The following is a 24332-nucleotide window of genomic DNA, read 5'->3' as shown; positions in this document are numbered from 1 at the left end:
GAAAAGCCTTACAATTTGATGGATACCCCGAGCAGAAAGGTCCGGGCAAGCGGGTAAGGGGCCGAATCGACTCCACCGGCCCAATTGCCCCCATTTTTCCCTCCGCTACCCACTTCAGGGTTGAAGCCCTGGTACTTTGTGAGGGTAAATAGATTTTGACCAGAGACGTAAAACCGGGCCTGTTTCATGGGTAGTCGATTCCACAGGGTTTTAAAATTATAGCCAACCGTCAGGTTACTCATTCGCCAGAAGCCAGCATCGGAAACAAACCGATCCGATAGCGTAATGTCCTGTGTACTACCCGTATTGATTCGGGGCGTGGTGTTTGATGTGCCTTCGCCATGCCATCTGTCCAGCGCCAGCGTCGACCAGTTATAGGTGCCGTGATTGGTATTGTTGAAATAATTCCAGATCACCTGATTGCCCGAAACGCCATTGGTAATGGCACTCAGATCGAATCCTTTGTAAGAACAGGTAAAGGAAAACCCAAACACGAATTTAGGATTGGGGTTTCCCAACTGGGTGTAATCCGACTGGTCAATGACCCCATCGTCATTTCGATCTACGTACCGCATATCACCCGGTTGAGCAGCGGGTTGAATGACTTTCCCGGCAGAGTTTTTATAGCTCTGTACCTCGTCCGGATTTTGGAATAACCCATTCGACTGTAGCCCCCAGAAATAACCGATGGGCTTGCCAACCTCAGCCCGATAGGTTTCCTTCTGATCGGCGTGTAAGGCACCGATCGGTCCGTGAATAATTCCTTCCGGGTTGGCAATTCGGGTTACTTTATTGTCCTGGTGAGCCACGTTGGCCGATAACCCGTAATTAAACTGACCGATTTGGTCATTCCAGGATAAGGCGATTTCGAGCCCTCTATTCTGAACGTCTCCTCCATTGATGTAGGGCGCTCCCGTACCGTCGGAGGCCAGTATCGGGGCCTGAAGCAACCAGTCTTTGGTCAGTTTATTATACCAATCCAGCGTAAGCCCTAGTCGGCTGCGGAGAAAACGGGCATCGAGGCCAATGTCGGTCTGGATAGAGGTTTCCCAGCTTACATCGGGGTTTGGTAATATGTTTGGATAGCCTCCATTGTCGAATTTTGTTTTATCACTATACCTGAAAAAAGGAGCCCCGTTAAAGGAAATGGTTGATAAATATTGGAATGGACTGATCGCCTGGTTGCCATTCTGCCCCCAGCTGGCACGGAATTTCAGAAAGTCGAGCCACCCTTTTGTTTTGTCAGCAAACCCTTCGTTTGTCACAACCCAGCCTACCGAAAGGGATGGGAAATAGCCCCACCGTTTCCCCGGTGCAAAGTTTGATGAGCCATCGGCACGAAATACAGCCGTCATTAGGTACGTCTGTTTGTAATCGTAACTGAATCGACCAAAGCCGGATGCGATTCGGGACATGATCTGGGGAGTACCACTCAGATGGGTAAAAGCCGGGTCAACGGTTTTATTATTGACCAGGTAAGCATACTCAAAACTGTTGAAGAGTGAATTCGCATTATCCCCACTGAGTGTCTCACCAATACCAATTTTTTCGGCAGAGCCGCCAACCATCAAATCTAAATTATGTTGATTGGGCAGCGAAAATTTATACGTCAGGGTATTGTCAAATATCCATTTCGTACCCACTTGAATAGCCTGTGAGGTTCTATCCATTGGATTAAAAAAGTAAGTAGTTGCCGTTGTCGCTGAAAGCAGATAGGCTGGCACAAAACTTCGATCGGATGTCGAGTATGAGTTAATGCCAAAAGAAGACCTGAACACTAGTCCTTTTATGGGTTGGAGCGTTAAATAAATATTGCCATTCAGATTGGTGCCACGCCTGAAGCTTCCGGATTTTTCATAATCCAGCCAGGCCAGTGGATTGGGCGCCGTTGGAGCAACGCCTGTCGGACTACCATATACGTTGTAGGGGTAATACAGGTAAGGCCCCTGAACAGTTGGGTTGGGATTATACAACTGAATAACCGGGCTTCCCGTTACGACTGCTGCAAAACTGGTTTCATTACCAGCTCCTTCTCCAATCGTAACCCGCCGATCGGTACTGGCATAATTGAAGTTTTCACCAATTTTTAGAATATCTAAATTGCCTTTTTTGATCAACGTATATTCGGAGTTCATCCTGAAGGTTAATCGGTTGTAATTTGGGGTTGCTGGTTTGCCAACAATACCTTCTTCTGTGTTCAGCGATAGCCCCATTGAGTAGATGGATTGATCGGTTCCCCCCGAGATGTTCACGCTATGATTCTGAATAGGTGCATTCTTGTTCGAGGTAGCATCTAGCCAATTTGTTCCGTTCCATGATCCATCCGCAATGCCAGCGTAGCCCGGAATTAAGGTTGAAAAATTAGGAACGGCTATTTTGTTATTCGTATAATACTCGGCTGTCAGCATGAGGTAGTCTTTCGCCCCCAGAAAATCCATTTTTTTGGCTACATTCTGGATACCATAATACGCGTCATAACTAATGGAAGCTTTCCCGATTTTCCCCTTTTTGGTTGCAATCAGAATGACGCCATTAGATGCCCGAGATCCATAAATGGCAGCTGAAGCGGCATCTTTCAATATGTCAAGCGATTCGATATCTGACGGATTTAGGGCACTGATATCGGGAACCGGCACTCCGTCGACAACGTATAGCGGGCTTGAGTTTCCGATGGTGCCCAAGCCACGAATACTCACTTTAAATCCATCGCCTGGTTGGGCTGAAACTTTTGTGACATTCAGGCCAGATACCTGACCTTTCAGCGCATCTAAAACCCCCGTATTATTCCGTTTCTGAATATCAGCGCCTTTAACCTGGCTGGTTGCCCCGGTGATTAATTTTTTTTGTTGCTCGCCATAGCCCACAACTACGACTTCATCCAGCGACTTGGTATCTAATTTCAGGGTCAGATTAATTGACGTTTGATTGCCCACCACTACCTCCTGTGGCAGATAGCCCACATAGCTGAACACAAGTATGGCCTTCTCGTCGGGCACTGTAATCTTATACCGACCGTTTCCATCAGTGTTCGTGCCGGTAGTTGTGCCTTTTAGCACAATACTGACTCCCGGTAATCCCTGGTTCGTTTCCGGGTCAGTTACCAGGCCGGTGAGGCTAAGATCCGTGGCCAACGCTGTGCTGGTCAGGGAAAGGGGGCGGTCATTTTCCGGGAGTGCAATTGCTTTTGGTGACCCGGCCGCCGGAAAGATGGCATAAAGTGTTCCATCTACCCGCTGATACTGGAGGCCATTGGTAAGGATGCGTTTAAGTACGGTATCAATCTTGTCTTTTTGGTTGATTTTGTATTGTACCAGCTGGTTATTCACGATCGTACCTTCATACAGGAAATGAACGCCAAATCGTTTTTCGAGATCAGTCAGCACGTCTTTTAGCAAATGCTGAGGTTGTTTATACGTATTTGTCAGTTGGCCCGCTGTTCGTTTAGTTGTCGCTAAATCCTGCGCGGTTGCTCCAATCAGACAGCACATAAAACAGACTGTCATACTGAGTAATCGTATGTTCATGGTGTAAAAAAGAGTTTAGTTAGATTTCAGAGTTTAGTAGGGCTGGGCTTCAATTCCCAAATACGACGGTGTCTTTTTCTATGTGCACTGGCACATTTAGCGTAACGGCGATACCTTCGAGCAAGGCACGTTCATTACTCGTTGGCACAGAGCCACTTAGTACGCGACGGGCCAGCGTCGGTGATCGAATAATCACCTTTTGACCGTAGGTATCTTCGATTAGCTGCCCCAGATCGCTCAGCGTCATATAATCGAGTAATAGTACTCCTTTCGTCCAGGCTGCCATTTGATCGGCTCTGACAAATCGACGTTTCAACTGCCCAGTTGCAAGTTGATAGTGTATGCCGTCGCCTGGTCGCATCAACAACGATCGAACGGTGTCGGACTTTGCTAATTGCAGCCGAACCGAGCCCGTTTGCAGCAGTACATCGGCCTGTTTGCGTCGACTACGCACGTTAAATGCCGTGCCCAGTACTTCTACCGCCAACTCGTTTGTATGGACAACAAAACGAGGCTGAGATTTTCCTTTCCGTTTGACGACATGGAAAAAGCCTTCGCCCTTGAGCCAGACTTCACGAGTAGGCCGGTCGCTCCAGTCGGCCGGTAAGCGAACTTCGCTATTGGCATTGAGTGTGAGCTCGGAGCCATCGGGCAACTGAATCCGTCGTAGTTGTCCATATGTTGTCCGGTAACTGATTTCGGGAGCAGGTCGATTTGTCCACCAAAGCATGCTAACAAGCAAGCCCGCGACCATTGCCGCTGCCCACCACCACTGACGGAATGGACGAAGGGGAATAATTTTTGTTGTATCTGGTGATTCCTGGGGTTTGGTAATTCCCTGGCGGAATCGCTCCCATTCGGCTTTGACTGTAGCATCGGCTACCGGTTCTTCGTTAAACCGCAGGGCCAGAAGTACCGATTTTGCCTGCTGAAATGTGGCTTGCTGGCTGGGATAATCAAGCAGGAACGATGCCCAAAACAGATCACTTTGGGGCTCCGGATTTTTAACCCATTCTACAAATTCGGGATCAGTCAGAAAGTCTTCAACCTGGTAGTCAGCGTACTTCATGCATCAAGGCGTCTATGTCAAACAGGAATAGACAAACGAGCATGAAATTGTCCTGAATAGATTGCGAGAATTTTAAATAAACAAGTGAAAATTATACAAATAGCCTGTAAAGCAATTAAATATCCTTTAATAATTATAGTTATAAGTCGAGCCCCAGAGCGGCAATCAGGACAATAGTGATGGATATCAAGCGGCTTCGAAGCAGCTTAAGAGCTTCATAAATCAGATTACGGGCTGCATGATTGCTGACGGTCATTACGGAGGCTATCTCGTCATAGTCCATATCGTGGTAAAACCGAAGATAGATAGCTTCTCGCTGGCGGGGTGTCAGATAAGAAAGCCAGTGCGTCATCTGCTGGCGCTGGAGATCAGAAAATTCATCGTCCAGCAAAATCTGTTCAGGAGAGAGAGTGACGGCAAACTGATTTACTTCGTCGGTAAGTTCATGATTTTCAGGATGATTAGTCGAGAGTCTGAGCATTTTCCGGCGCAGCGATTTGTACAGGTAATTTCGGACCGATGGGGTATGGCTCAGAAAAGTCCGGCGTTGCCAGAGCTCCGTAAATAATTCCTGAATCGCATCTTTAACAAACTCGGTATCGAGTGAAAACTTTCGGCCGTACTGAAACAGAATGGAGTAATATCGTTTGAAGAGTTGCTCAAATGCCGTTTCATCACCTTCTGTAAAGGTTTTCCATAAGGCCTCGTCATCTGAAATTGGGGTGGATGCCTTGGCCAAGTTATTTAGAAGTTGTGCTGAACGTGTATCAGCTACAAAGCAACATTATTTGGCGGAATAATTCAAAACGAGCCCTATTTACAAACGGTTGGTGATTTCTTTTTGATGGATGACTATAAATTAAAAGCCCCCCTTTGGACGAATAGCACAGGGAGCTTTTGACTCGAAACTGAGCAGAAAAAGCACCCTGACTTTTGATGCCTCGCCAGTAAGAACGATTAGAATTCCAACCTGAATTGGCCTTCGGTAATGCTGATTTTCGTAGTTCCTACGCCATTTTCACTAAAGGCATCGAAATAAAAGGTTCCTTCAATTACCTTATCATCTATTTTGGTGATAGAACACTTGCCATTGGCTTGTACCGCGCTGTTCGCGGCATATATTTCGGTCTTTCCTTTTGAATAACCACCTCCCAACATTGTCATTACTTCAGGTTTTCGGTGTTCGTAACCAAGGCAGGTAAAGCCAAATTGTTCAACGTTATTGGGACTGACATGTAGACTAAAGGTAGCATTGACATAACCATTCGGTTCACTATAATTCATCATCTGATTTTTATTGCTGGCATCATGGAAAAAGTCGACACCATTGATTTTTGCCTTGACAAAATACGCTGGCAGAACCCCATCGGCGCCCTTCTTGCTGCAGGACAAGGTGGTAAAAATTAAAAAACTGCAAATCAATGTAGTGAAAAAACGATGCATGGTCAGGTGATTTAATGAATGAAACCTCAAAAGTGAGTGCTTTCATCATTAATACCACTAATAAACGCAATAGTAACGTCACCAGTTGAAATTACTTTCCTGATTGAGTCAATAGCCTGACTGCGCATAAAGGGGGCCATTTAATCAGAAGGGGCGTATTCTCCTGGTTAATAGCTCGTTAAAGTTTAACCTGAACAGTCAGAAAAAAGCTGCGGGCGTCGGCAGGAATGATTCCAGGACCTGGATAACTGTCTGCCCGTCGGGTGAAATAACGGGCGTTGGACAGATTGTTAATTGAACTTTGGAGGGCAAAAACCTTGCTGAGTTTGTATTCCGCCGAAAGGTCCATGACCGTATAGGCAGGAATTAATCCATCGATAGCGTTGGCTGTAAAGACTGCGTTGGTAGCATCAGTAAACTGCTCGCTCGTATAAGCTACCTGGCAGGTTGCTGCAAACCGTTTGTGCTGAAACGATAACCCTGTTTTAACGATCACATCCGGAGCCAGTTCCACTTTTTTATTCCGGTAAGCCGGTTCATCGCTGTTAATGTATCGAGCGTTAATGAGCGCCAGGTTCGTAAATACTGAAAGCCGGGTGCCGGTATTCTGTTTATCGATGAAATGCAGAAGTTCTAATTCCGCAAAGGATTCCAGACCAAGGCTTCGCGATTGCGATACATTGGTTCGATACCGATACACATTGAACGTGACGGGATCTGATTTTTGCACGGTACCGATCCGATTCGCGTAATTGATGGTAAATAAGCTGACATCGTAATTCAAAACACCCGATAAATTACCCCGTATGCCAAGGTCAGCAGAATAACCCCGTTCGTCCTGAAGGTTAGGATCAACCTGAATATTCGGGTTAACGGAACGGATATCATTAAAATTGATGGCCCGATAATTCTGTGAAATATTGGCATAAAGTTGCATGGCCTGGCTCTGGGAATAGCTTAGCCCAAGGCCACCTAGTAGAAAATGCCGGATGTTATTTTTGTGTTCTTCGATCTGTTGGCTAAAAAATATGTTTCCTGCCTGATCTTTATTAATGACCGAATAGAATCCATCGGCTCTCGTAATGATATTTTCAAATCGTATACCCGGAATAATGCTCAATTTGTTGGTAAGCCTGACAATATTTTCCGCGAATACCGCCACATTGTAGTTCGGGAATGTGTATTTAGAATAGGCATAATCATCGGAATTGACGAATGTAAAATCAGTGGCAGTTCCTGAAGAAGCCTGGTTGCCAAGCCCTTGTGCCCGATTCGTGAAGCCTCTGTAATACCGGACACCCAGCAATAAATTCTGCGGATTATTGCCTGCTTTATACGTGTATAACAACCGGTTTTCGTTGCCATAGTTCGTGTAGTTGTCTTTGTACAAGTCACGCGGAGTACCGGGGTCGGCCCGGTTGATAAAATCCAGATTTCCCAGGGCAAATCGACTGGCAGACAAGCCAAAAACGCGGGAATTAAATTTCAGGTGGTCGTTGATCTGGTAGTCCAGCATGATGGCTCCCAGGTTCCAGTTTACCTTAAACCAGTTACGCGCACGAATGGATTGGTGCGGATCGGCCGTGAACTCAGCATCGGTAAGTCCGCCAGGCTGATGAGCCAGATAGTTCATGTACGTATACTGGACCGTCAGCGCTAGTTTGGGATTCACGGTATAGGTAGCAGACGCGTAGGCCGTATTGACATTGAAATTGGCATTGGGCCGCCACCCATCGCCCGATTTGTGTTGAAAGAAGGTATAATACTGAAGTTTTTTAACGGTGCCTCCAATGCTGTTGGTCGCGTTTAGAAAACCCCACGAGCCTACCGTTTCCCGCGATGTGACTTCAATGGGTTTGCTGGAAGGACCTTCTTTTAATTTAAAATTGATGAGCCCTCCGAATTGTGTTCCATACTGCAAGGAGGAGGCACCGCGTAGTATTTCAATGCGGCTGGTTAATTCTGCCGGTGGCGAATAATAACTTTCTGGGTAGCCCAGGGCATCGGCACTCATGTCATACCCATTTTGTCGGGTATTAAAGTTAGTGACCCGATTCGGGTTTAAGCCGCGTCCGCCAATGCCTAACTGAATGCCAGCACCATCATTTTCCCAAATATTGAGACCAGCTACTTTGGCATAAATCTGCCTGCTATTGTTAGTCGCCTTATTGGCTGTAATATCGTCCAGAATGATCACCTCACTTTTTTTACCGGCATTGATAGTTGTCCCTTCTACGGCCTTTAAGCGGGTAATACCGAATGTTTTTCCTTTTTCGGCCCGCACGTTGACATCGCTCAGCTGCTGGACCGATTCCTCAAGAACCAGATTGATCAATTGACTTTCACGAATAGAAAGTGAACGGATTATCGATTTGAAGCCAATGGCCGAAACCTCAAGCGTGTAGTCACCCGATTTGACTCGTTTTAGCCTGAAATTACCCGCAGAGTCACAGACGGTCGCGTAGGGGGTCTGAACTAAAATGACGCTTGCATTGGCTACGCCGTCCCCAAGGGGCGTTTTTACCAAACCTTTCAGCGTAAAGGTCTGGGCGTTTACGAACAAAAGGGGAGTGAATAGAAATAAGAAAAGAAGTGTAACGTTTTTATTCATTTGTCTTATTGGCTAAATGGAAGAATCCACCTTTTATGACCAAAGGTTTCTTGCTCGGTTGCCAGGTTGATTGTACTGTCGATATAGAGTCTACTGCCGCTTCCGTTTAGCGTTACATAGCTTTCTGCGGTAACAATTGGCCGTTTTATGCCATTTTTCTGGTATGTCATAGCCAGAAAATGAGCAAACTGTAAGATCATATCTGGCTGCGTAGCCATCATATCTTCCTGTAGGCGGGTGAGGTACTGCGCGTTAATGACTTCAGAAGTTCGGCCTGTTTCCGGGTTTTTTACATGAAAAAAAACTGTTCCTCCTTTTTCCATCAGCATGACCCGCCACGAAAACCGGTAGCCTTCTTCGGTCCAGTAGAGCTTCCCCGGATACAGTAAATAGCGAAAGGGAAGCAATACCTGAATCGTGAAATAAAGGACTAATATAGCCCCGATCAGTTTGGTCTGAGTAGCATTGCTCCGATAAACGCGGGCGGGTACTTTGGGCGTTGGGATTGAATTAAACCCTGATTTGAGAAGAGAAATGAGTCTGAGGTGCGTATTTCCGGAAAAGAAAATGGTCGTTACGCCGATCATTATATAAGGAAACATGCCAATTTTAAAGAGCAGGCTGGTTGCCAGATGAAAGACAACAACCAGCACGTATGCTGGCTTTCTGGTCTTTTTAATGAGAAGCAGAAAGCCTATTGCCAAATCAAACAGAGCGCCGAACCAACTGAACGCGTAGGCAACCCACGCCTGGGCTAAAATTGGGCCAATAACGGGCAAATGACTGTTAGCCGGTAGCCATAGTTTAAGGGGCAAAGCCGCTAGCAGCCAGTCATAATTGAGCTTCGACAGTCCGGCGAAAAAATAAACCAGTACGAATTGAAGCTTAAAAATGTTTAGTGTCCAGGCGGGAACGATCGTAATGGTCCGGTCGGGACGGCGTAACACATCAATGGAGAAGTACCGATGGGCGGGTACCAGCACCAGCAAAAAAGCAATAAGGCTAACGAGATAATAATGATTGAGATAAGTGGTCTTGTCAATCAGTTCTATATACGTAAAACACAGAAAGAAAGTCAGAATGGCTATCCTGTAAAATAGTCCGATCGTGATGAGTAGGCTGGCAATCAGGAGCAGACCGAATAAGCAATACATGCCTGCTGAATCCAATGGTTTTATCCCGGAAAAACCATAAAATGTGAAGTGAAACGGAGGCTTTATGTAAAAGGTATAGACCCATCCCTTCTGGATAAACCGGGCCGTGCTGAGCAGCATAAGGCTCCCGAAGACCATCCGGAAGACTGCCAGGGGAGCAATGTGCCGTTGTCCGACAACCCAGGAACGGAGTGTAGCTTTTACGGAATGAACCATGCCCTTAATCGCCGTCGTTGTCTCCGTAGGTAATTAAAATACCTAATGAAGAGGTCATATCGGTCTTGAGTAATACGGTCAGTTTTTGCAGTTCTGTATACGTTGCTGTGACGGACGCCTGGTTCGTTTTAATCGTGTCGGACAACGGATCGGATAAGCCCTGCAGTTTGGCAATGGCCGTAGCAAACTGATTTTTGATTACATCATTAAGTGAACTGCCATTGCTGGCTTTCGCATTGGCCTGGGTTAAATAATCATCCAGGCCAGGCCCATCGCCCTGCGCACTTTTCCCCAGATAAATAGATTGTAAGGTCTGAATATGAAGCAGTGCCAGTTGAACCGATAGTTTAGCATAGTACGCCTGTACTTTTTGCGGGAACGGTGTTCCCATCGATTGTACGCCTGCCGGAATACCTATCTCATAATTTTTGAGGATTTCGTAGTCGTAGACCAGTTGATTGATGAGCTGCCCGGTAGAACTGCCTACATCGGTGCCGGTAGCATTGAGAAACGTAGTGGTATAACCCGAATTCCAGGCATTCAGGACCGTAGTCGCCTGGTTTTTCATTTCGGCCGATAAGGTCGCCAGATACGTTTTACGATTCCCGGCTTTACTGTCCGAAGTATACTGTTGAAGAATAGCATTATTATCGGCTCCAATACCAAACAGGAGATAATCGAGCGCCGGAAGCCCCTTTGCCGCCAGATTTGAGAGTAGATTCGAGTCATAAGTACCCGCGCTGATATTGCTATTGATCTGCGTAATATCAGCAGGATAGGTGTTTATATTAACTCTCAGATTCGCCTGATCTGCCGGTCCAAAGCCAAAAGCCGAAGTTGCCTGCCATTGCTTATAAGCTGCCTGAAAGGCCGCCTGTAAAGCGGTCAGTTTAGCCAGATCAGGACCGGCATTAAATGCCGTAACGGCACCATCCAGCGTCACGGTTGTGGTCTGAAAAGCCGTATAGGCCGGGATAATAATGTTGGAACTTAGGTTGGTTAACATAGCCTTCCGGTCGAATGACGAATTCGCCGAAGGTTGGTCATCAGTAGATTTTGTACAGGATTGAATCCCGACAAACGTTCCCGCAATTACTAAAGTGGCAAGAATGAATGTACGCATTTGGTGATTGTTTTTATAGTAAAACCATCCACACCATTGTTGTGCGGATGGTTACGTAATTAGCTTGTTTCCTGAGCGTTGCGTTTGCTGAATAGGTTGATTACAGGATATCTTTTACACTATCAAAATCATACTGTTTGGCAATAGCGTCTCTGATATTATTCACATCGGTCAGCGTTAGATCATAGAAATTTTTTGGGAACAGAGCCAGAATTGCGTCGATTTGCGCATCGGTAATTTTTCGCTTCGGATTGTATTTTAGTGAGTAGACAAATCCGTAACATTCTGAAAGTCGGCTGTTTCTCTGCATATTATCGCTGAGCGATTCTTTGACTTCTTTCACTTCCTGAAGAGCAGCGGCACCCGTTACCCGCTCAAAAGCCTGCATGATGATCGTGGCCAGTTCCAGCTTGGTTTTGTCGTCCTTATTACTGATGGCAGCTCTTCCTTTTAAAAAGGCATCCATAAAGATCTTATTCGCATGAAAGCCGGAATCGACCTGGGTTGTATAGCTACCCCATAATTTGGCGCCTGTTTTATTGGTCGGAAAATCAATCGGTACGCCCCAATAACCAAAAGCCAGGTCCCAATTGTGTTCCATGGCCGTTCCCTTGCCCGTGATGACCGATGAATTGTCGACCGAATTGCTGATTCCGGCATCCAGGTAATTATTAACGATCTGGTAGCAGATCAAACCGCCCATAATGCTTTTATTAAATACCTGGGCGTAGTTGACACCCGTTGCAGTCAAGGCAAATTTTGACGCTGCATTTGCCGAACTGGCCCCTACGCCAGCAACGCCCCGACTTGCCGGTAGCTTTGATTGACTAGCCTTTGTTAAACTGTCGATGTATCGGTTCACATCGGTTTGTAACAGGGAGAAGCACTGATCCTTTAACTGCAAACCAGATGAATTGTAGGCCGCCGTTGTGAAAGGGGAGTTGCTGTTGGTAAACATATCCTTCAGCTTCTGACCGTCCAGCACACCCGTGGTAGCATTTTTCATGAAGTTAGACATTTCGGTGACCATACCCAGGCGGGTAGTCGACTCCGAAAAATCTACATTTGTAAAATTATAAGTCGTTGGAACAGTGTACGTTGGCGCAACAACGTCATCGGCTGATTTCTTGCAGCTCGCCGAGAATACCAGGAAAGCAGATAATGCAGTGAGGGTTAAAAAAAGCTTTTTCATTACTAATCTGATACACATGAGTTTTATCATGGCACAAAATTAGGGGCATGAGCAAGGGGGGACAATACCCCCAGGGCGGTATATTTGTAATTGGTCTAAATAAGAAAATCGTTGAGCGAGCCAAGAATAAGAACAAGCTCCGAGGCATTTTTGAATGTGAATCCCAACTTTTTAATAATGTTTTTACGATGTGTTTTTATTGTATGAATACTTAAGAAGAGCTTTTCCGCAATTTCTTTATTCGTTTTTCCTTCGGCTATTAAGTTGACTATTTCGGTTTCACGGCTTGATAACGAAGGCGACTCTCTATAGTGATCCAGCGATAGATGTTTATCCCCCAGGATCTCTACCGTTCGTTTACAAAAAAACTTCTCGCCATTGGCAGTAGCGTAAATGGCGTCAATGATTTCGTCGGGGTTACATTCTTTTGATATGTAATTTTTAATTCCATGATTTATAACATCAAGAATCTCATTTCGATGCTGTTTATTGGATACGATCAGGATGTTTGGAAACTTGTGTTGCTCCTGAATAAGCTTTAGACTATCTAGCGTAAAAAGCTCATCGTAATGAATATCGATGAGAATAACATCCGGCAGTAGGCGGATGGTCATTTGTTTTAGCTCAGGCAATGAGGTAGCCTGGCCAATAACCTGGATGTTTTTGGTAGTTGATAACACAGTAAGAATTCCCTCACGGGTGAGCGTCTGATTATCAGCAATCAGAACTGTGATCATTGGGAAAGTTGTTTTATTTAATCTTGTTCTAAACAGTGATGCGAAATTGGCGCTTTTATGGCTACCCAATGTTAAAATCCGATTAAGGGATTTGAAGGTATTTATCACCCGTATACAACTTCTTGTGATGCGTATCCGAAGTAAATCATGCTAGTGTATCATGTTTAATTAGTATTGTTGCATTGCCAGGCTGATTGATTTAATTTAAATTTAGTAGGACTTAAAACGAATCTGCTAAATAGACCTATAAAGACCGTATCCGATGAAAACAAGCCAAAGGTTGGCTCGTTTAGAGCCACGTATTAAACTGGTTAAACGTCATCTGCGCGAATGGAATGATTTGTTACTTCATCAGAAAGAAGTACGTCGGTTAACTCAGGAGGCAGCTAATCGCCAATTTGCGCATATCCAATTACTTGATCATATGGATGCAAGAATGACTATTCTGGAACTCAAAACCAGGCAAGCGGTCCGGTTCGCCCAGGTAGTAGAACGCCAGATCCAGGAGCGCAAACAAATGAAAGTCCGTCACCAGCAGGAAGAAGCAGAACTGGAGAACGTATTGAATACGATGTAAGATCAATTCCTAAGTTCAGCCTGAGGTACTTCGAATCTTATATCGACAAATCAGTCAGGAATTCAGTGTAAGCAATCAGGTTATTTAATGTCAGCAGTCGCCCGATAGTACAGTTCCAGCGGCTGTTTCTCCGGTAAAATGAAGGGTAGTTATACTGACGCACATTACTCGTACTTGTTACCATACTTTTGTCAGTTTAGCCGGTTAGTCGAACAGAGGATTTCGAAAATTACCAGGTCACGACTCTGGGAAATTACTTCGCGTGAAGCCATTTCTGCTTTGTCGTAGTAGTGATGTAGTGTCGGTTTCTTAAAGCCGCCACAGCGAGCAGGGTTCGCTGTGGCGATTCTCCCAAATTCGTCGTTCATGGCAGATGCGGTTTCTTAACCCCTGACCTCTCGCTGATAAATCCGATCACACTCTCTACACTAACCGGGGCATAGCGAGTAATCGCCTAAGCAACTTCACATATCAGTAAAATCATACGACTGAAAAAAGCAATCGCCTGCCGAAATATGCCTATCGATCTGGATGGCTCCATTTATTAGCCAGGTTCAATATTGAGCAGACTCCTTCATTCAAACAAACGCGCTCAGTTACTTCACTATCTACCTTTCGTCTAATCGCGGTCAATGCCCTTTCCCTATTAATCCGATAGTAGAATCCGATGACGGTATTGTAAAAACGATCTGAACATCTAACAGGAGTAAACAGAAAAACTGAGTGTAAGCGATGGGTAAGTAAGGACCAGGTGAATGGTAAAAATCATCCCTTACCTTACTTGTCATGACGCTCCAAATATGAGTTAAAAGTGGTTCAGTGAACCTGGTTTTTCACTTAAAAATTCGACACAATATGACTGAAGTATTTGAAAAATTTTCTATAATATTTATTTTTCTATTTTTTTCGACGCAGCTGATTGCTCAAAAAAATAAAATCTTTAATATTCCCAAAAATATTGAAGAGCCAGATTGGGTTAAAAAAGTAGATTGGAACAATCCCAATGTTTTTGTAATTGACTCTTTAATTAAAGAAAGCAAAAAAGTGGATTTATCATCTAAAAAAGATGATCAAAAAAATGAAATTGACGATGAGATAGATGAAGAACCATATGAAGTGGCATTTGAACGATGGGTAAGCCAAAATAGAGCATTTATTCAAAGTGACGGTTCAGTGAAAATCGATATAAAGCTTTACAAAACACTGCAAAGTGAGTTTGAGAAAAATAAAGCCCAGGCAAGGAAAGGTACAAGCTTGCCAACAAACTCAGGTTCATGGTCGCTTTTAGGGCCAGTACAAACCTTTAGCGACAATAATAGGGGGCTCAAAAATTACCAGGTTAACATTACCAGAATTGCGATAGCGCCCAGCGACTCCACTATATTATATGCAGGCTCTTCGACGGGTATACTCTTTAAATCAATCGATAAAGGGCTTAATTGGTACTCAATTAATGATAACTTATTATCCGGTTCCATTGGTGCAATAGCTGTCTCGCCGGGAAATGCAAATTTGGTTTATGCATATTCTGATAATGTTGGCTTACTGAAAACAACCGATGGAGGAGCAAATTGGACAACTTTAGCCTCATTTACTCAAACCAGTGTAAATAAAATTTTAGTTCAGCCTAATGGTAATGTTATTGTGGCTGCTCAAAATAATATTTACCTGAGCAGCAACGGGGGTACAAGTTGGAAAATTCCGCTTTTTCTGACGTCACCAGTTCCAAACAATATTCCGACGGGAACTAAACTTTACGATATAGTTTACAACCAAAAATCACCGGATATTTTAACGGCGGTGGGTGCTTCATCAGCAGATACAATAAAATTTTTTTACTCAACGGATGGAGGTATAAGCTTTTCGGAAAAGCCATCACCAGCCAATACCTTTTCAAGAGGAGCCAGATTAGCGACTACTAATTCCACTACAATTTTTCCTGATATTATTTATTGCATCACCTTGCAAAATGATTTCCCAAAACTGGTAAAAAGTACTGACTTTGGGCAAACGTGGTCTGTGGTTACTACTTTTACCGGAACGGGTTTAAGCGGCCGTGATACAACGAACGGTATGTCGAACGGGCAGGGATTTTATGACCTGGCCATAATGATGAACCCAACTAACGCCGATCATCTAATCGTTGGAACGACCTCGGCTTGGAAATCAACAGATGGAGGTGTCAATTTCAAACCGATTGGCGGATATATTGGATCATTTCCTTTGCACCCAGATATGCAAAGTATGGTAGCAAATGGAACGGACTCCTACATCACCACTGATGGTGGGGTGGTTTACTCAAGTGATTTTTTTTCAGAAACTGCAAATTTGTCGATTCGGCATAAAGGACTTTCTGGGTCAGATTATTGGGGTTTTGATCAAGGCTGGGCCGAGGATATAGTTGTAGGGGGAAGGTATCATAATGGAAATGGAGCCTTGTATGAACCATATGGATCTGGAAATACGCTTTCGGTTGGCGGGGGAGAAAATGCTACAGGTCATGTATTCCCAACACCAGGTAAAAAGGGTAAAGTGGGTTTTAAGGATATAGGCACTAAAATTATTCCTCAATCGCTTGCTGGAAAGATCGAAAATGCCGACATCCAGAATCAAAAATGGCCTTCTGTTGCCAATTATGGGCAATTCAGTAGCAAGTTGATAGTACATCCAAATTATAGCAATATTTTTTATGTTGGTTACAACAATAGCTTGTGGAAATCAGAGGACAATGGACTTACTTATTATGAGCTTAAAGATTTTGGTGCAAATGTTTGGCGATACGATATGTCAAAAAGCAACCCTAATAAGATCTACCTGGTTACAACTACAGGACTATGGAAAACTACGGATGGTGGTAATACATGGTCGCAACTGTTTTTGCCAAGTGGCGTGACATTTAAATACTACAACAGTGATATTGTAGTGAATCCTGACAGCGAAGATATAATATGGTTTTGCCAAAAAGGTGGAACTGCGTCCAATAAAGTATTTAAATCGGTTGACGCAGGCAATACCTGGGTTAACTATACAGATACATTACTTAAGAATAAAAATATTAGCTTTTTAGTTGCCCAGGGAGGCACTAACAGTGGAATCTATGCGATACAAAATACACCGAATGCCAGGGTTTACTATCGAGATAATAATTTAACTGAATGGGTAGATTATAATTCAGGATTGCCTCAAAATTTTGAAGCAAGGCAAGGTGGAATTATTTTTTATAGGGATAATAAATTGAGACTGGCTGGTAATAGGGGTATTTGGGAAAGTCCATTATATTCTGTCAGTAGCCCTATGGCTAATCCAATGGCAAATAAAAGAATTGTAAGCTGTGAAAAAGATACGATTACATTTACCGATTATTCAATTCTTAATTATTCGGGGGCAAGCTGGAAATGGGCTTTTCCTGGAGCGTCTTATGTAAATGATATTAATGCCAGAGAGCCTAAAGTTACTTATCCTGGTCCGGGCCTTTATACTGTTTCATTAACGGTAAAAAATAACCGGGATAGTTCATCGACCAGAACGGTGAACAATATGATTAATTTCAATACTAGTCTATGCTTGACCGACACACTACCAGGCAAAGCACTTAGTGTATCGGGTAAACGTAAAGAAATTAATATTGGCATTCCTAACATTAATTCTAATTCGTTTTCTATAAGTTGCTGGATAAAGCCTAAGGGCAAGCAAAAAAGCTTTAGCCAGATACTTGGGGAATATATGTATCCAAATTCGAATTCTGGCTTTGGTTTGGGTTTTTCATTTAATGGGTATACTGATAACTTGAATTTATGTTATACGGATAACATTGTTACCTATCGACAAAAAAGTAAGTTAATCGCTGATTCAACGCAATGGAATCATGTCGTACTTGTTTACTCACCAACGAATGTCAAAATTTATTTAAATGGAGTGGCCGAAATTGTAAACGCCGGACCAATGCCAGTCATTAACCTTTCAACAAAACCCTTTTTTATTAATCCTGATATTCATAATCAAGGCGGAAATTACCAGGGCGAGATTGATGAGGTGAAATTTTATAATTATGCCTTGTCTCAAACTGAAATTCGAGAGAAAAAACATCTGATACTAAGAGAAGGTACTGCCGAAAATGGCTTGATTAAATATATTCAATTTAATCAAGCTGACCCTCTAAATCCTCGTAATATTTGGGAGTTAGTTTCTGGTAAACTGATTACGTTGACCGATTCGAACTATTTAATACCATCTACGGCTCCAATAGCTTCTGGTCAAAGCTTTAGTAAAGATATAGCTGTTGGCGGTCAGCATACATTTACCGGAACCGGAATCGATCTTTTTTGGCCAAATATCGGCACATTTCCTAATGGTCAGGTAGTTGCATTTAGATTGAACAGCGCACCAGATAGCAATCCAGATTCAATCTCTTATACAGTACCTAACAAAGGCTATTTTATCATCAACAATTATGGTTCAAATGCCACATTTACGCCTTTACAAAAAATTAGATTAAGCAAATTGTCGCTACCGGAAAATAGTAAACTAGCTAATTTTAACCTATACAAACGGCCATCGAATTCATTTGATAGAACAACATGGCTTACTAAACTGGGCAATGCAATTGATTTTACTTACGCTGCAAATAGCGAAAGTTCTTTAGAGTTCTCGGGTGAAACTATTAACTCTTTTAGCCAATTTTTAATCTCAATCAACAATAATATCTGTGTTAATGAGACGCTAAAATCAGGTAATTGGAACGATCCCACTGTTTGGTCCTGCTCAGTAGTACCAGGCGTCGGTAGCCTGGTAAAAATAAATAGAGGGCATATAATTGAGGTTCCTAACGGTGTAATCGCTCAACCGAGTTTTATAGAGCTTTCAGGAAAGATTATGATTCGGGTTGGAGGGATTGTTAAACTAAATAATTAGGCTGAGAAGTACAGCCTGGCATTTGATCGTAGTGGTTGAGTACCTACTAAAGTTGCTTGGGTGGCAACTCGATTTGACACCGGTTAGCGAGTATTGGCCTGAGTGAAGGCAGATTTATTGGCGTGAGGTCAAGTTGAAGAACCTGACCTTTAGGGTTCTCAAATTCCATCTGCAATGAACGACGAGGTTTTGAGAAGCGCCACGGCGAACCGTCCTCCACATGGCGGTTTGAAGAAACCGGTACCACTTTAATGTGTTCTGACTGGGTTTACGGTTTTAACCGCTATTTCATTGTTAGTAGCAGAGGATATGTACTTTCTGGCTGTGTATTTCTATCTTGCTGTCTCGTTTTTATTTTCATAGCAAAACTTGCCTAAGAAAATCATGGATGATGCAAAAGCATACGTGACCGCATCGCGGTATGAAACGTTTATGTGCCGTGCGCTTAACTGTGGCAGTGATCCAAGCGATGAAGCTCACCTTTCAGTAATGAAGGATTTGATTCTTTTGGAAGAAGGAAAGCCCAGACTTAATCGTGGTTCAGTAGAAGAGCACTTTAAGTATGTTAAGAAGCTAATAGGCAAAGGATTAGCTTATTCGATGAGATACTCTTTACCAAGTCATGACAAGGACGTACTAACAAAATTGCAAGGTCAGCTTGACATGGCTTCTAATTCCGGGGAACTAATGGCTGTTATTGACTCGGCTATTGAAGCAACTGATTTGCTTCAATAGGGTTAAGTTTGTGTAATAACGACCAGAGCGTAAAGAAGCTTTCGATTGAGAAGAAAATACTGTAAATAGAAAGTGAAGATATTGATTAGATTCAGCACCAACACGCGTAGACATAACAATTCGAAAGTAGACTCGCCAGTTTCTCTAGAATAGCAACGCCATTAGGCTAACCGATAATTATCCCTTTTGGGAAATTGTCGTTTGAGAGTTCTTCGCTCGCTCGGATTTAGTTGATTTCAACCCCAAAGATAACCATCCGTATAACATCAAAAGGCCAAATGTGCCATACACGAACGCCTTAATTAGGGAGTTCAGGCGGTTGGGTAGCGTTATGGGCTTTCTGTAAGCCTGCGTAGCATAGTGAAGCGAGAAGAGGAGATGGGCTCCAATACTTAGCAGAATAAACACTTCCTTCATGATTAAAGCTATCTAAACCTATCCTACTATTTGGACCCATTTTGAGGCAAACAGGTTGTTTTTATTTACTGATCGGCGGCCAAAACGAGAAATATGCATAATTATAACCGTACCCAGGAGCCTACTTAAGATGGTGGTGTTAATGAAGTTTGAGAGCTTGAGAATCTTTAAATAAAAAAGCAATGAATGGCTGCAAAAGGTATACAGGCGGGATTATTAATAGCTTAAAGTAATCATAAATCAATTCTGGTAAATAAAATAGCCCCGCTAACTAAAAGCCAGACGGGGCGTTCACACAATCAAAAGGTATAAACGGCGTCTATCTCGTTGTCCCTACATGACTTACCCAAAGGTAGGCAAATGGCCTGGAATTTCTGGGTGAATTTATTAAACGTACTTAATCGGCTGGGCACATATAGATCGCATCAGCTAACTAAAAAACGTAAGCTTTTAAAGCGCAGTTAAACTGAATAATAGGCCCGGCTTATCCAATGGAAGAGCCGGGACCTGTATTCCTATCTATTGTTTAAACCTGAGAACAAAAACAGGTTAAAGTAAAGACGATCAATTAGTATAAACCATTGCACCCAACCAGATATTATTAATCTTGAATTAAGAATCAAACCTGGATAAAACAAAGTCAGCTTCATTCCATCCGGATCATCACGACCATTGCCAATCCTGTCAGCCACCTTGATTAACTCTTGAATGAGCGGGATACAGGCAGTCTTGATTAGTGCATTGATAAGGTACGGAATGAGATTTACGCCATTCATGTACATCAAGACAATGACTCAGGAATAATAACGTAATTGCACAAAGTTCTCCTGTCCGAGGGGAAGGCTGGCGCAATAATCCGTACCTTTGGGTGTCAAAAAATAAACTCACAACGAATCATTTCATCATTCCTGCAGTATGAAGCGCCTACATTTCCTGCCAGTTGCCATTGCCATTCTACTTACGCTTTGTTCACTCTCAATCACTCAGGCTCAGCTTAAAGTGCCAGCAGCCAGTCCTTCACAAACCACTAAACAAAGCTTCGCTTTAGGTGAGATTACGCTCGAGTACTCCCGTCCGGCGGTTAAAGAACGGACCATCTTCGGCGATCTGGTTCCTTATGATAAAGTATGGCGTACGGGGGCCAATGCAACCTCTAAAATTACCTTTTCATCGGATGTGAAACTAGAAGGGAAAGAGGTGAAAGCGGGTACCTATGGGCTGTTTACAATTCCGGGTAAAACCAGCTGGGAGGTAATGCTTTCCAAAGACCTTGCCCTGGGTGCTAACGTGGGAGATTATAAAAAAGAAAACGAAGTAGTACGGGTTCAGGTGAAACCCACTTCGTTGGCCAACAAAGTAGAAACCTTTACGATCAACATAGCTGATATTCTGCCTAGCTCGGCAGTGCTGGAAATTATGTGGGATAAAACCCGCGTGCCTGTGGCTATCACCGCCGATATTGATCAGACGATCGTGAAGAATATCGAGGCTTCGTTGGCATCTGATAAACCAGCTTATTTTGAGGCAGCCAGCTACTATTATGATACGAATCGGGATTTGAAACAGGCATTAGGCTGGGCAACCAAGGCTACGGAACAAAATCCGAAAGCTTTCTGGGTGATGTTGCTGAAGGCCCGGATTGAACTGAAATTAAAAGAAAAATCCAGTGCAATTGCCAGTGCTGAGAAAACAGTTGCGCTGGCGACCGAAGCAAAAAATGCAGATTACGTAAAAATGGCAAATGACCTGATTGCTTCTGCTAAAAAGTAAAAGCCAGTCAGTAACATTCACCCAAAACGGCTGGCCCTGGTAGAGTCAGCCGTTTGTTTAGTTAATCGCGGGGCGATTAAATAAACGGTTCATTTAAGTCGTAAAGTACACGGGCCTGGCCTGGCGATTCGGTGAACTAATCCGTCCTTATGAAAGTCGACTGTTTGGCAATGATTAGACCCACATGCCTTTGTCGCTGGTGAAATGAAGAAGCAGGTGAGCGTAATTTGCACTAGCTGATATACACAACAGGATTTTCTCCTAGAAACCACTTGGCGCAACTCCAGTAAATCGTTTAGAATGAGATCCTTCCTACTTTTCTGTATCGTTATTTTAGCCTCCTTTCCAGCTTTTTCTCAGGCCATTACGTCAAACGTGTACGCATACAGCCGGTTACCAGTTGTTAAACATACCGGCTACGAAGAGCGAACCTTAGTTGAAGGCACCACCCGGGATTTTTCCCACTTAATTGTTCAAGCCATCACCTTAGGGAATAATCAGCCCGACCAACCTACTCAACAGCTTGATGAAGAGGCTGTACTAATCATCAAAACGGGTGAATTAACACTGACGCTTGGGAGCAGGCGCAAAATCCTGGGGCCCGGTTGCGTTGCTGTGATCATGCCTGGAGACGACTATCGGGTAGAAAATAAAGCGGGCCAATCGCTAACCTATTACCAGATGCGCTACACCTCCAATGAAATGCCGGATCTGGATTTGTATCGGCTGGTTGGTGACTCGTTCTGGATCGACTGGCGGGAGATAAGTTCTAAAACTGATGGGGAGAAGCAGCGAGCCAGGGCTTATTCAACCATAATGAGCAATCGCATGGTCGCGCAGATCACGAAACTCAGCGCTGGTTTGGGGAAGCAACCGGCCCACTCTCACCGGGCGGCTGAAATTCTAGTCATCATGGATCACCCGGTTCAGGTGCAGCTTGATGGGGCGTTGAAAGGGGCGCAGGCAGGGGATTTTATCTTCGTTGAATCAGAAACAGCTCACAGCATTAATACTATTAATTCAGAAGACTGTACCTACTTATCACTCCAATTTTAGCCATAATTTATAGTAAGTTATAAAGACGAAGTACAGCGAAATCTCAGGATAGAAAACCCCCCAGATTGCCTTGCCCTCTTTGATTATATGTGTCAAGTATACCTATAGCGATCCAACTGCTATCTGCCAGGTTGATCATTGTCACGTTCTTTTTGGGAGTTGATGCCTTCCCTTCCAGGTCAGAAGAGTAATGAACAACGTTTAATTCATCAGGGCGCACCGATAGACAATACACCTGGTATTCTGATTATAAAAATAAAGGTGTCAATTTGACAATTAAAAAATAAGTGTCAACTTTACACCTTTAAATAGCAATACGCTTGTTCAGCTAGCCATAAGCGATTGTGGTTGAGTTGTCTGTTCATCAAAGCTGAAATTCTCAAGCGAAAATAACAGAGTTAATTAACGCCTAATCAATTAATCATCATGTCAAACATTACACTGGGCGACCAGGAATACTTCAAAGGGATTGGCTCCATTGCCTACGAAGGCCCTAAATCCAAAAATCCGTTAGCGTTCAAATGGTACAATCCTGAGCTTGTGATCGGGGGTAAAACCTTACGTGAGCAGTTGCGCTTTGCCATCAGCTATTGGCATACGTTTACCGGCACGGGGGGCGATCCTTTCGGCCCTGGCACACGCGTTTTCGCCTGGGATCAGGATCAGGATGCCAACATACGGGCGAAAATGAAGATGGATGCCGCCTTTGAGTTTATTACAAAAATTGGAGCGCCTTATTACTGTTTTCATGATATTGACCTGGTTGATGAAGGTTCATCGGCGAGCGAGTACGAAAAACGCCTGCAAACCATTGTCGATTATGCGAAGCAAAAACAGGCCGAAAGTGGTGTTAAACTGCTGTGGGGAACCGCAAATGTCTTCTCAAATCCGCGCTACATGAACGGCGCTTCGACCAATCCGGATTTTGCCGTTCTGGCTTATGCCGGAACGCAGGTAAAGAATGCCATTGACGCAACGATTGCGTTGGGTGGCGAAAATTATGTGTTCTGGGGTGGGCGGGAAGGCTATATGTCTCTACTAAATACAAACATCAAACGGGAGGTAGAACACCTGGCTCAGTTCTTGACGATAGCGCGCGATTATGCCCGTAAACAAGGCTTTACAGGTACTTTCTTTATTGAGCCAAAGCCAATGGAACCAACTAAGCACCAGTATGATTACGATGCCGCAACGGTTATTGGCTTCCTGCGTCAATACGGACTTGACAAGGATTTTCAGTTGAACATCGAAGTAAACCATGCTACACTGGCGGGGCATACTTTCGACCACGAATTGCAGATTGCGGCAGATGCCGGAATGCTGGGGAGCATTGACGCAAACCGGGGCGATTACCAGAATGGCTGGGATACTGACCAGTTTCCAATCAATATTTATGAGCTGGTTGAAGCTGCTCTGGTCATTCACCAGGCCGGAGGTATTAAACCAGGTGGTATAAATTTCGATGCCAAAGTGCGCCGAAACTCTACCGATCTGGATGATCTGTTCATTGCCCACATCAGTGGCATGGATGCTTTTGCCCGCTCATTTATCGTGGCTGATGCAATTTTACGTGAATCGGATTACCTCAAATTCAGAAAAGAACGGTATGCTTCTTTTGATCAGGGGCAGGGTAAAGCGTTTGAAGCTGGGCAATTGACGCTTGACGATTTGCGTAGCTATACACTGGAAAATGGCGAGCCGCAACTGCGCAGTGGCAAGCAGGAATGGCTCGAAAGTATTATCAATCAATATATCTGATCTGAATTTACGGGTCATCCTCACACAGTTTTCGCAATT

At 43.9% G+C, this 24332-nt stretch carries 17 protein-coding genes; 6 read left to right on the top strand and 11 right to left on the bottom strand.

Features of this window, described 5'->3' with window-relative positions; all coding sequences use genetic code 11:
* Window positions 1–8 precede the first annotated feature (8 nt).
* The 9 genes from GJR95_RS18530 to GJR95_RS18490 form a co-directional block, all read right to left on the bottom strand.
* A complete protein-coding gene (locus GJR95_RS18530) occupies window positions 9–3524 on the bottom strand; it encodes a SusC/RagA family TonB-linked outer membrane protein (RefSeq protein ID WP_162387279.1) in 3516 nt (1171 codons plus the stop codon).
* Between the two features lie 49 nt (window positions 3525–3573).
* A complete protein-coding gene (locus tag GJR95_RS18525; RefSeq protein ID WP_162387278.1) occupies window positions 3574–4593 on the bottom strand; it encodes a FecR family protein in 1020 nt (339 codons plus the stop codon).
* A gap of 139 nt (window positions 4594–4732) precedes the next feature.
* On the bottom strand, window positions 4733–5332 hold the full coding sequence (locus GJR95_RS18520) for an RNA polymerase sigma factor (RefSeq protein ID WP_162387277.1): 600 nt from the start codon (window positions 5330–5332) through the stop codon (window positions 4733–4735).
* 218 nt (window positions 5333–5550) lie between these two features.
* Window positions 5551–6036, bottom strand: a complete 486-nt coding sequence (locus GJR95_RS18515) for a hypothetical protein (protein ID WP_162387276.1) — start codon at window positions 6034–6036, stop codon at window positions 5551–5553.
* 178 nt (window positions 6037–6214) lie between these two features.
* A complete protein-coding gene (locus tag GJR95_RS18510) occupies window positions 6215–8647 on the bottom strand; it encodes a TonB-dependent receptor domain-containing protein (RefSeq protein WP_162387275.1) in 2433 nt (810 codons plus the stop codon).
* Between the two features lie 5 nt (window positions 8648–8652).
* Window positions 8653–10017: an HTTM domain-containing protein gene (locus tag GJR95_RS18505; protein ID WP_162387274.1), complete on the bottom strand. Its 1365-nt coding sequence runs from the start codon at window positions 10015–10017 to the stop codon at window positions 8653–8655.
* Window positions 10018–10021: 4 nt separating this feature from the next.
* Window positions 10022–11140 carry an imelysin family protein gene (locus GJR95_RS18500; RefSeq protein WP_162387273.1) on the bottom strand — a complete coding sequence of 373 codons (1119 nt, stop codon included), beginning with the start codon at window positions 11138–11140 and terminating at the stop codon, window positions 10022–10024.
* Between the two features lie 100 nt (window positions 11141–11240).
* Entirely contained in the window at window positions 11241–12332 is a 1092-nt protein-coding gene (locus GJR95_RS18495) for a DUF4856 domain-containing protein (RefSeq protein WP_162387272.1), read from the bottom strand.
* 95 nt (window positions 12333–12427) lie between these two features.
* Window positions 12428–13069 carry a response regulator transcription factor gene (locus GJR95_RS18490; RefSeq protein WP_162387271.1) on the bottom strand — a complete coding sequence of 214 codons (642 nt, stop codon included), beginning with the start codon at window positions 13067–13069 and terminating at the stop codon, window positions 12428–12430.
* Between the two features lie 262 nt (window positions 13070–13331).
* Between GJR95_RS18490 and GJR95_RS18485 the strand changes: the two genes are divergently transcribed.
* Window positions 13332–13646 (top strand): hypothetical protein, encoded by a 315-nt coding sequence (locus GJR95_RS18485; protein ID WP_162387270.1) that lies wholly within the window; start codon window positions 13332–13334, stop codon window positions 13644–13646.
* 37 nt (window positions 13647–13683) lie between these two features.
* Here the strand turns inward: GJR95_RS18485 and GJR95_RS18480 are convergent, their stop codons facing one another.
* The gene (locus GJR95_RS18480) at window positions 13684–13830 is read right to left on the bottom strand and encodes a hypothetical protein (protein ID WP_162387269.1); all 147 of its coding nucleotides are present in this window, start codon (window positions 13828–13830) and stop codon (window positions 13684–13686) included.
* Between the two features lie 7 nt (window positions 13831–13837).
* On the bottom strand, window positions 13838–14014 hold the full coding sequence (locus tag GJR95_RS18475; RefSeq protein ID WP_162387268.1) for a hypothetical protein: 177 nt from the start codon (window positions 14012–14014) through the stop codon (window positions 13838–13840).
* Window positions 14015–14501: 487 nt separating this feature from the next.
* On the opposite strand from GJR95_RS18475, the gene GJR95_RS18470 reads away from it, so the two are divergent.
* The 5 genes from GJR95_RS18470 (at window position 14502) to xylA (ending at window position 24293) form a co-directional block, all read left to right on the top strand.
* Complete coding sequence (locus tag GJR95_RS18470) at window positions 14502–18557, top strand: LamG-like jellyroll fold domain-containing protein (RefSeq protein WP_162387267.1); 4056 nt, start codon at window positions 14502–14504, stop codon at window positions 18555–18557.
* Between the two features lie 384 nt (window positions 18558–18941).
* Window positions 18942–19292 carry a hypothetical protein gene (locus GJR95_RS18465; RefSeq protein WP_162387266.1) on the top strand — a complete coding sequence of 117 codons (351 nt, stop codon included), beginning with the start codon at window positions 18942–18944 and terminating at the stop codon, window positions 19290–19292.
* A 1332-nt stretch (window positions 19293–20624) separates the two neighbouring features.
* Entirely contained in the window at window positions 20625–21479 is an 855-nt protein-coding gene (locus GJR95_RS18460) for a DUF2911 domain-containing protein (RefSeq protein ID WP_162387265.1), read from the top strand.
* Window positions 21480–21779: 300 nt separating this feature from the next.
* Complete coding sequence (locus tag GJR95_RS18455; protein WP_162387264.1) at window positions 21780–22535, top strand: cupin; 756 nt, start codon at window positions 21780–21782, stop codon at window positions 22533–22535.
* Between the two features lie 426 nt (window positions 22536–22961).
* Complete coding sequence (xylA, locus tag GJR95_RS18450) at window positions 22962–24293, top strand: xylose isomerase (protein ID WP_162387263.1); 1332 nt, start codon at window positions 22962–22964, stop codon at window positions 24291–24293.
* Window positions 24294–24332: the final 39 nt, after the last annotated feature.

The sequence above is a fragment of the Spirosoma endbachense genome (genome assembly GCF_010233585.1).
GTDB lineage: Bacteria > Bacteroidota > Bacteroidia > Cytophagales > Spirosomataceae > Spirosoma > Spirosoma endbachense.
The sequence above is the reverse complement of the archived record's forward strand: the minus strand, read 5'-3'. Positions and strand labels throughout refer to the sequence as shown.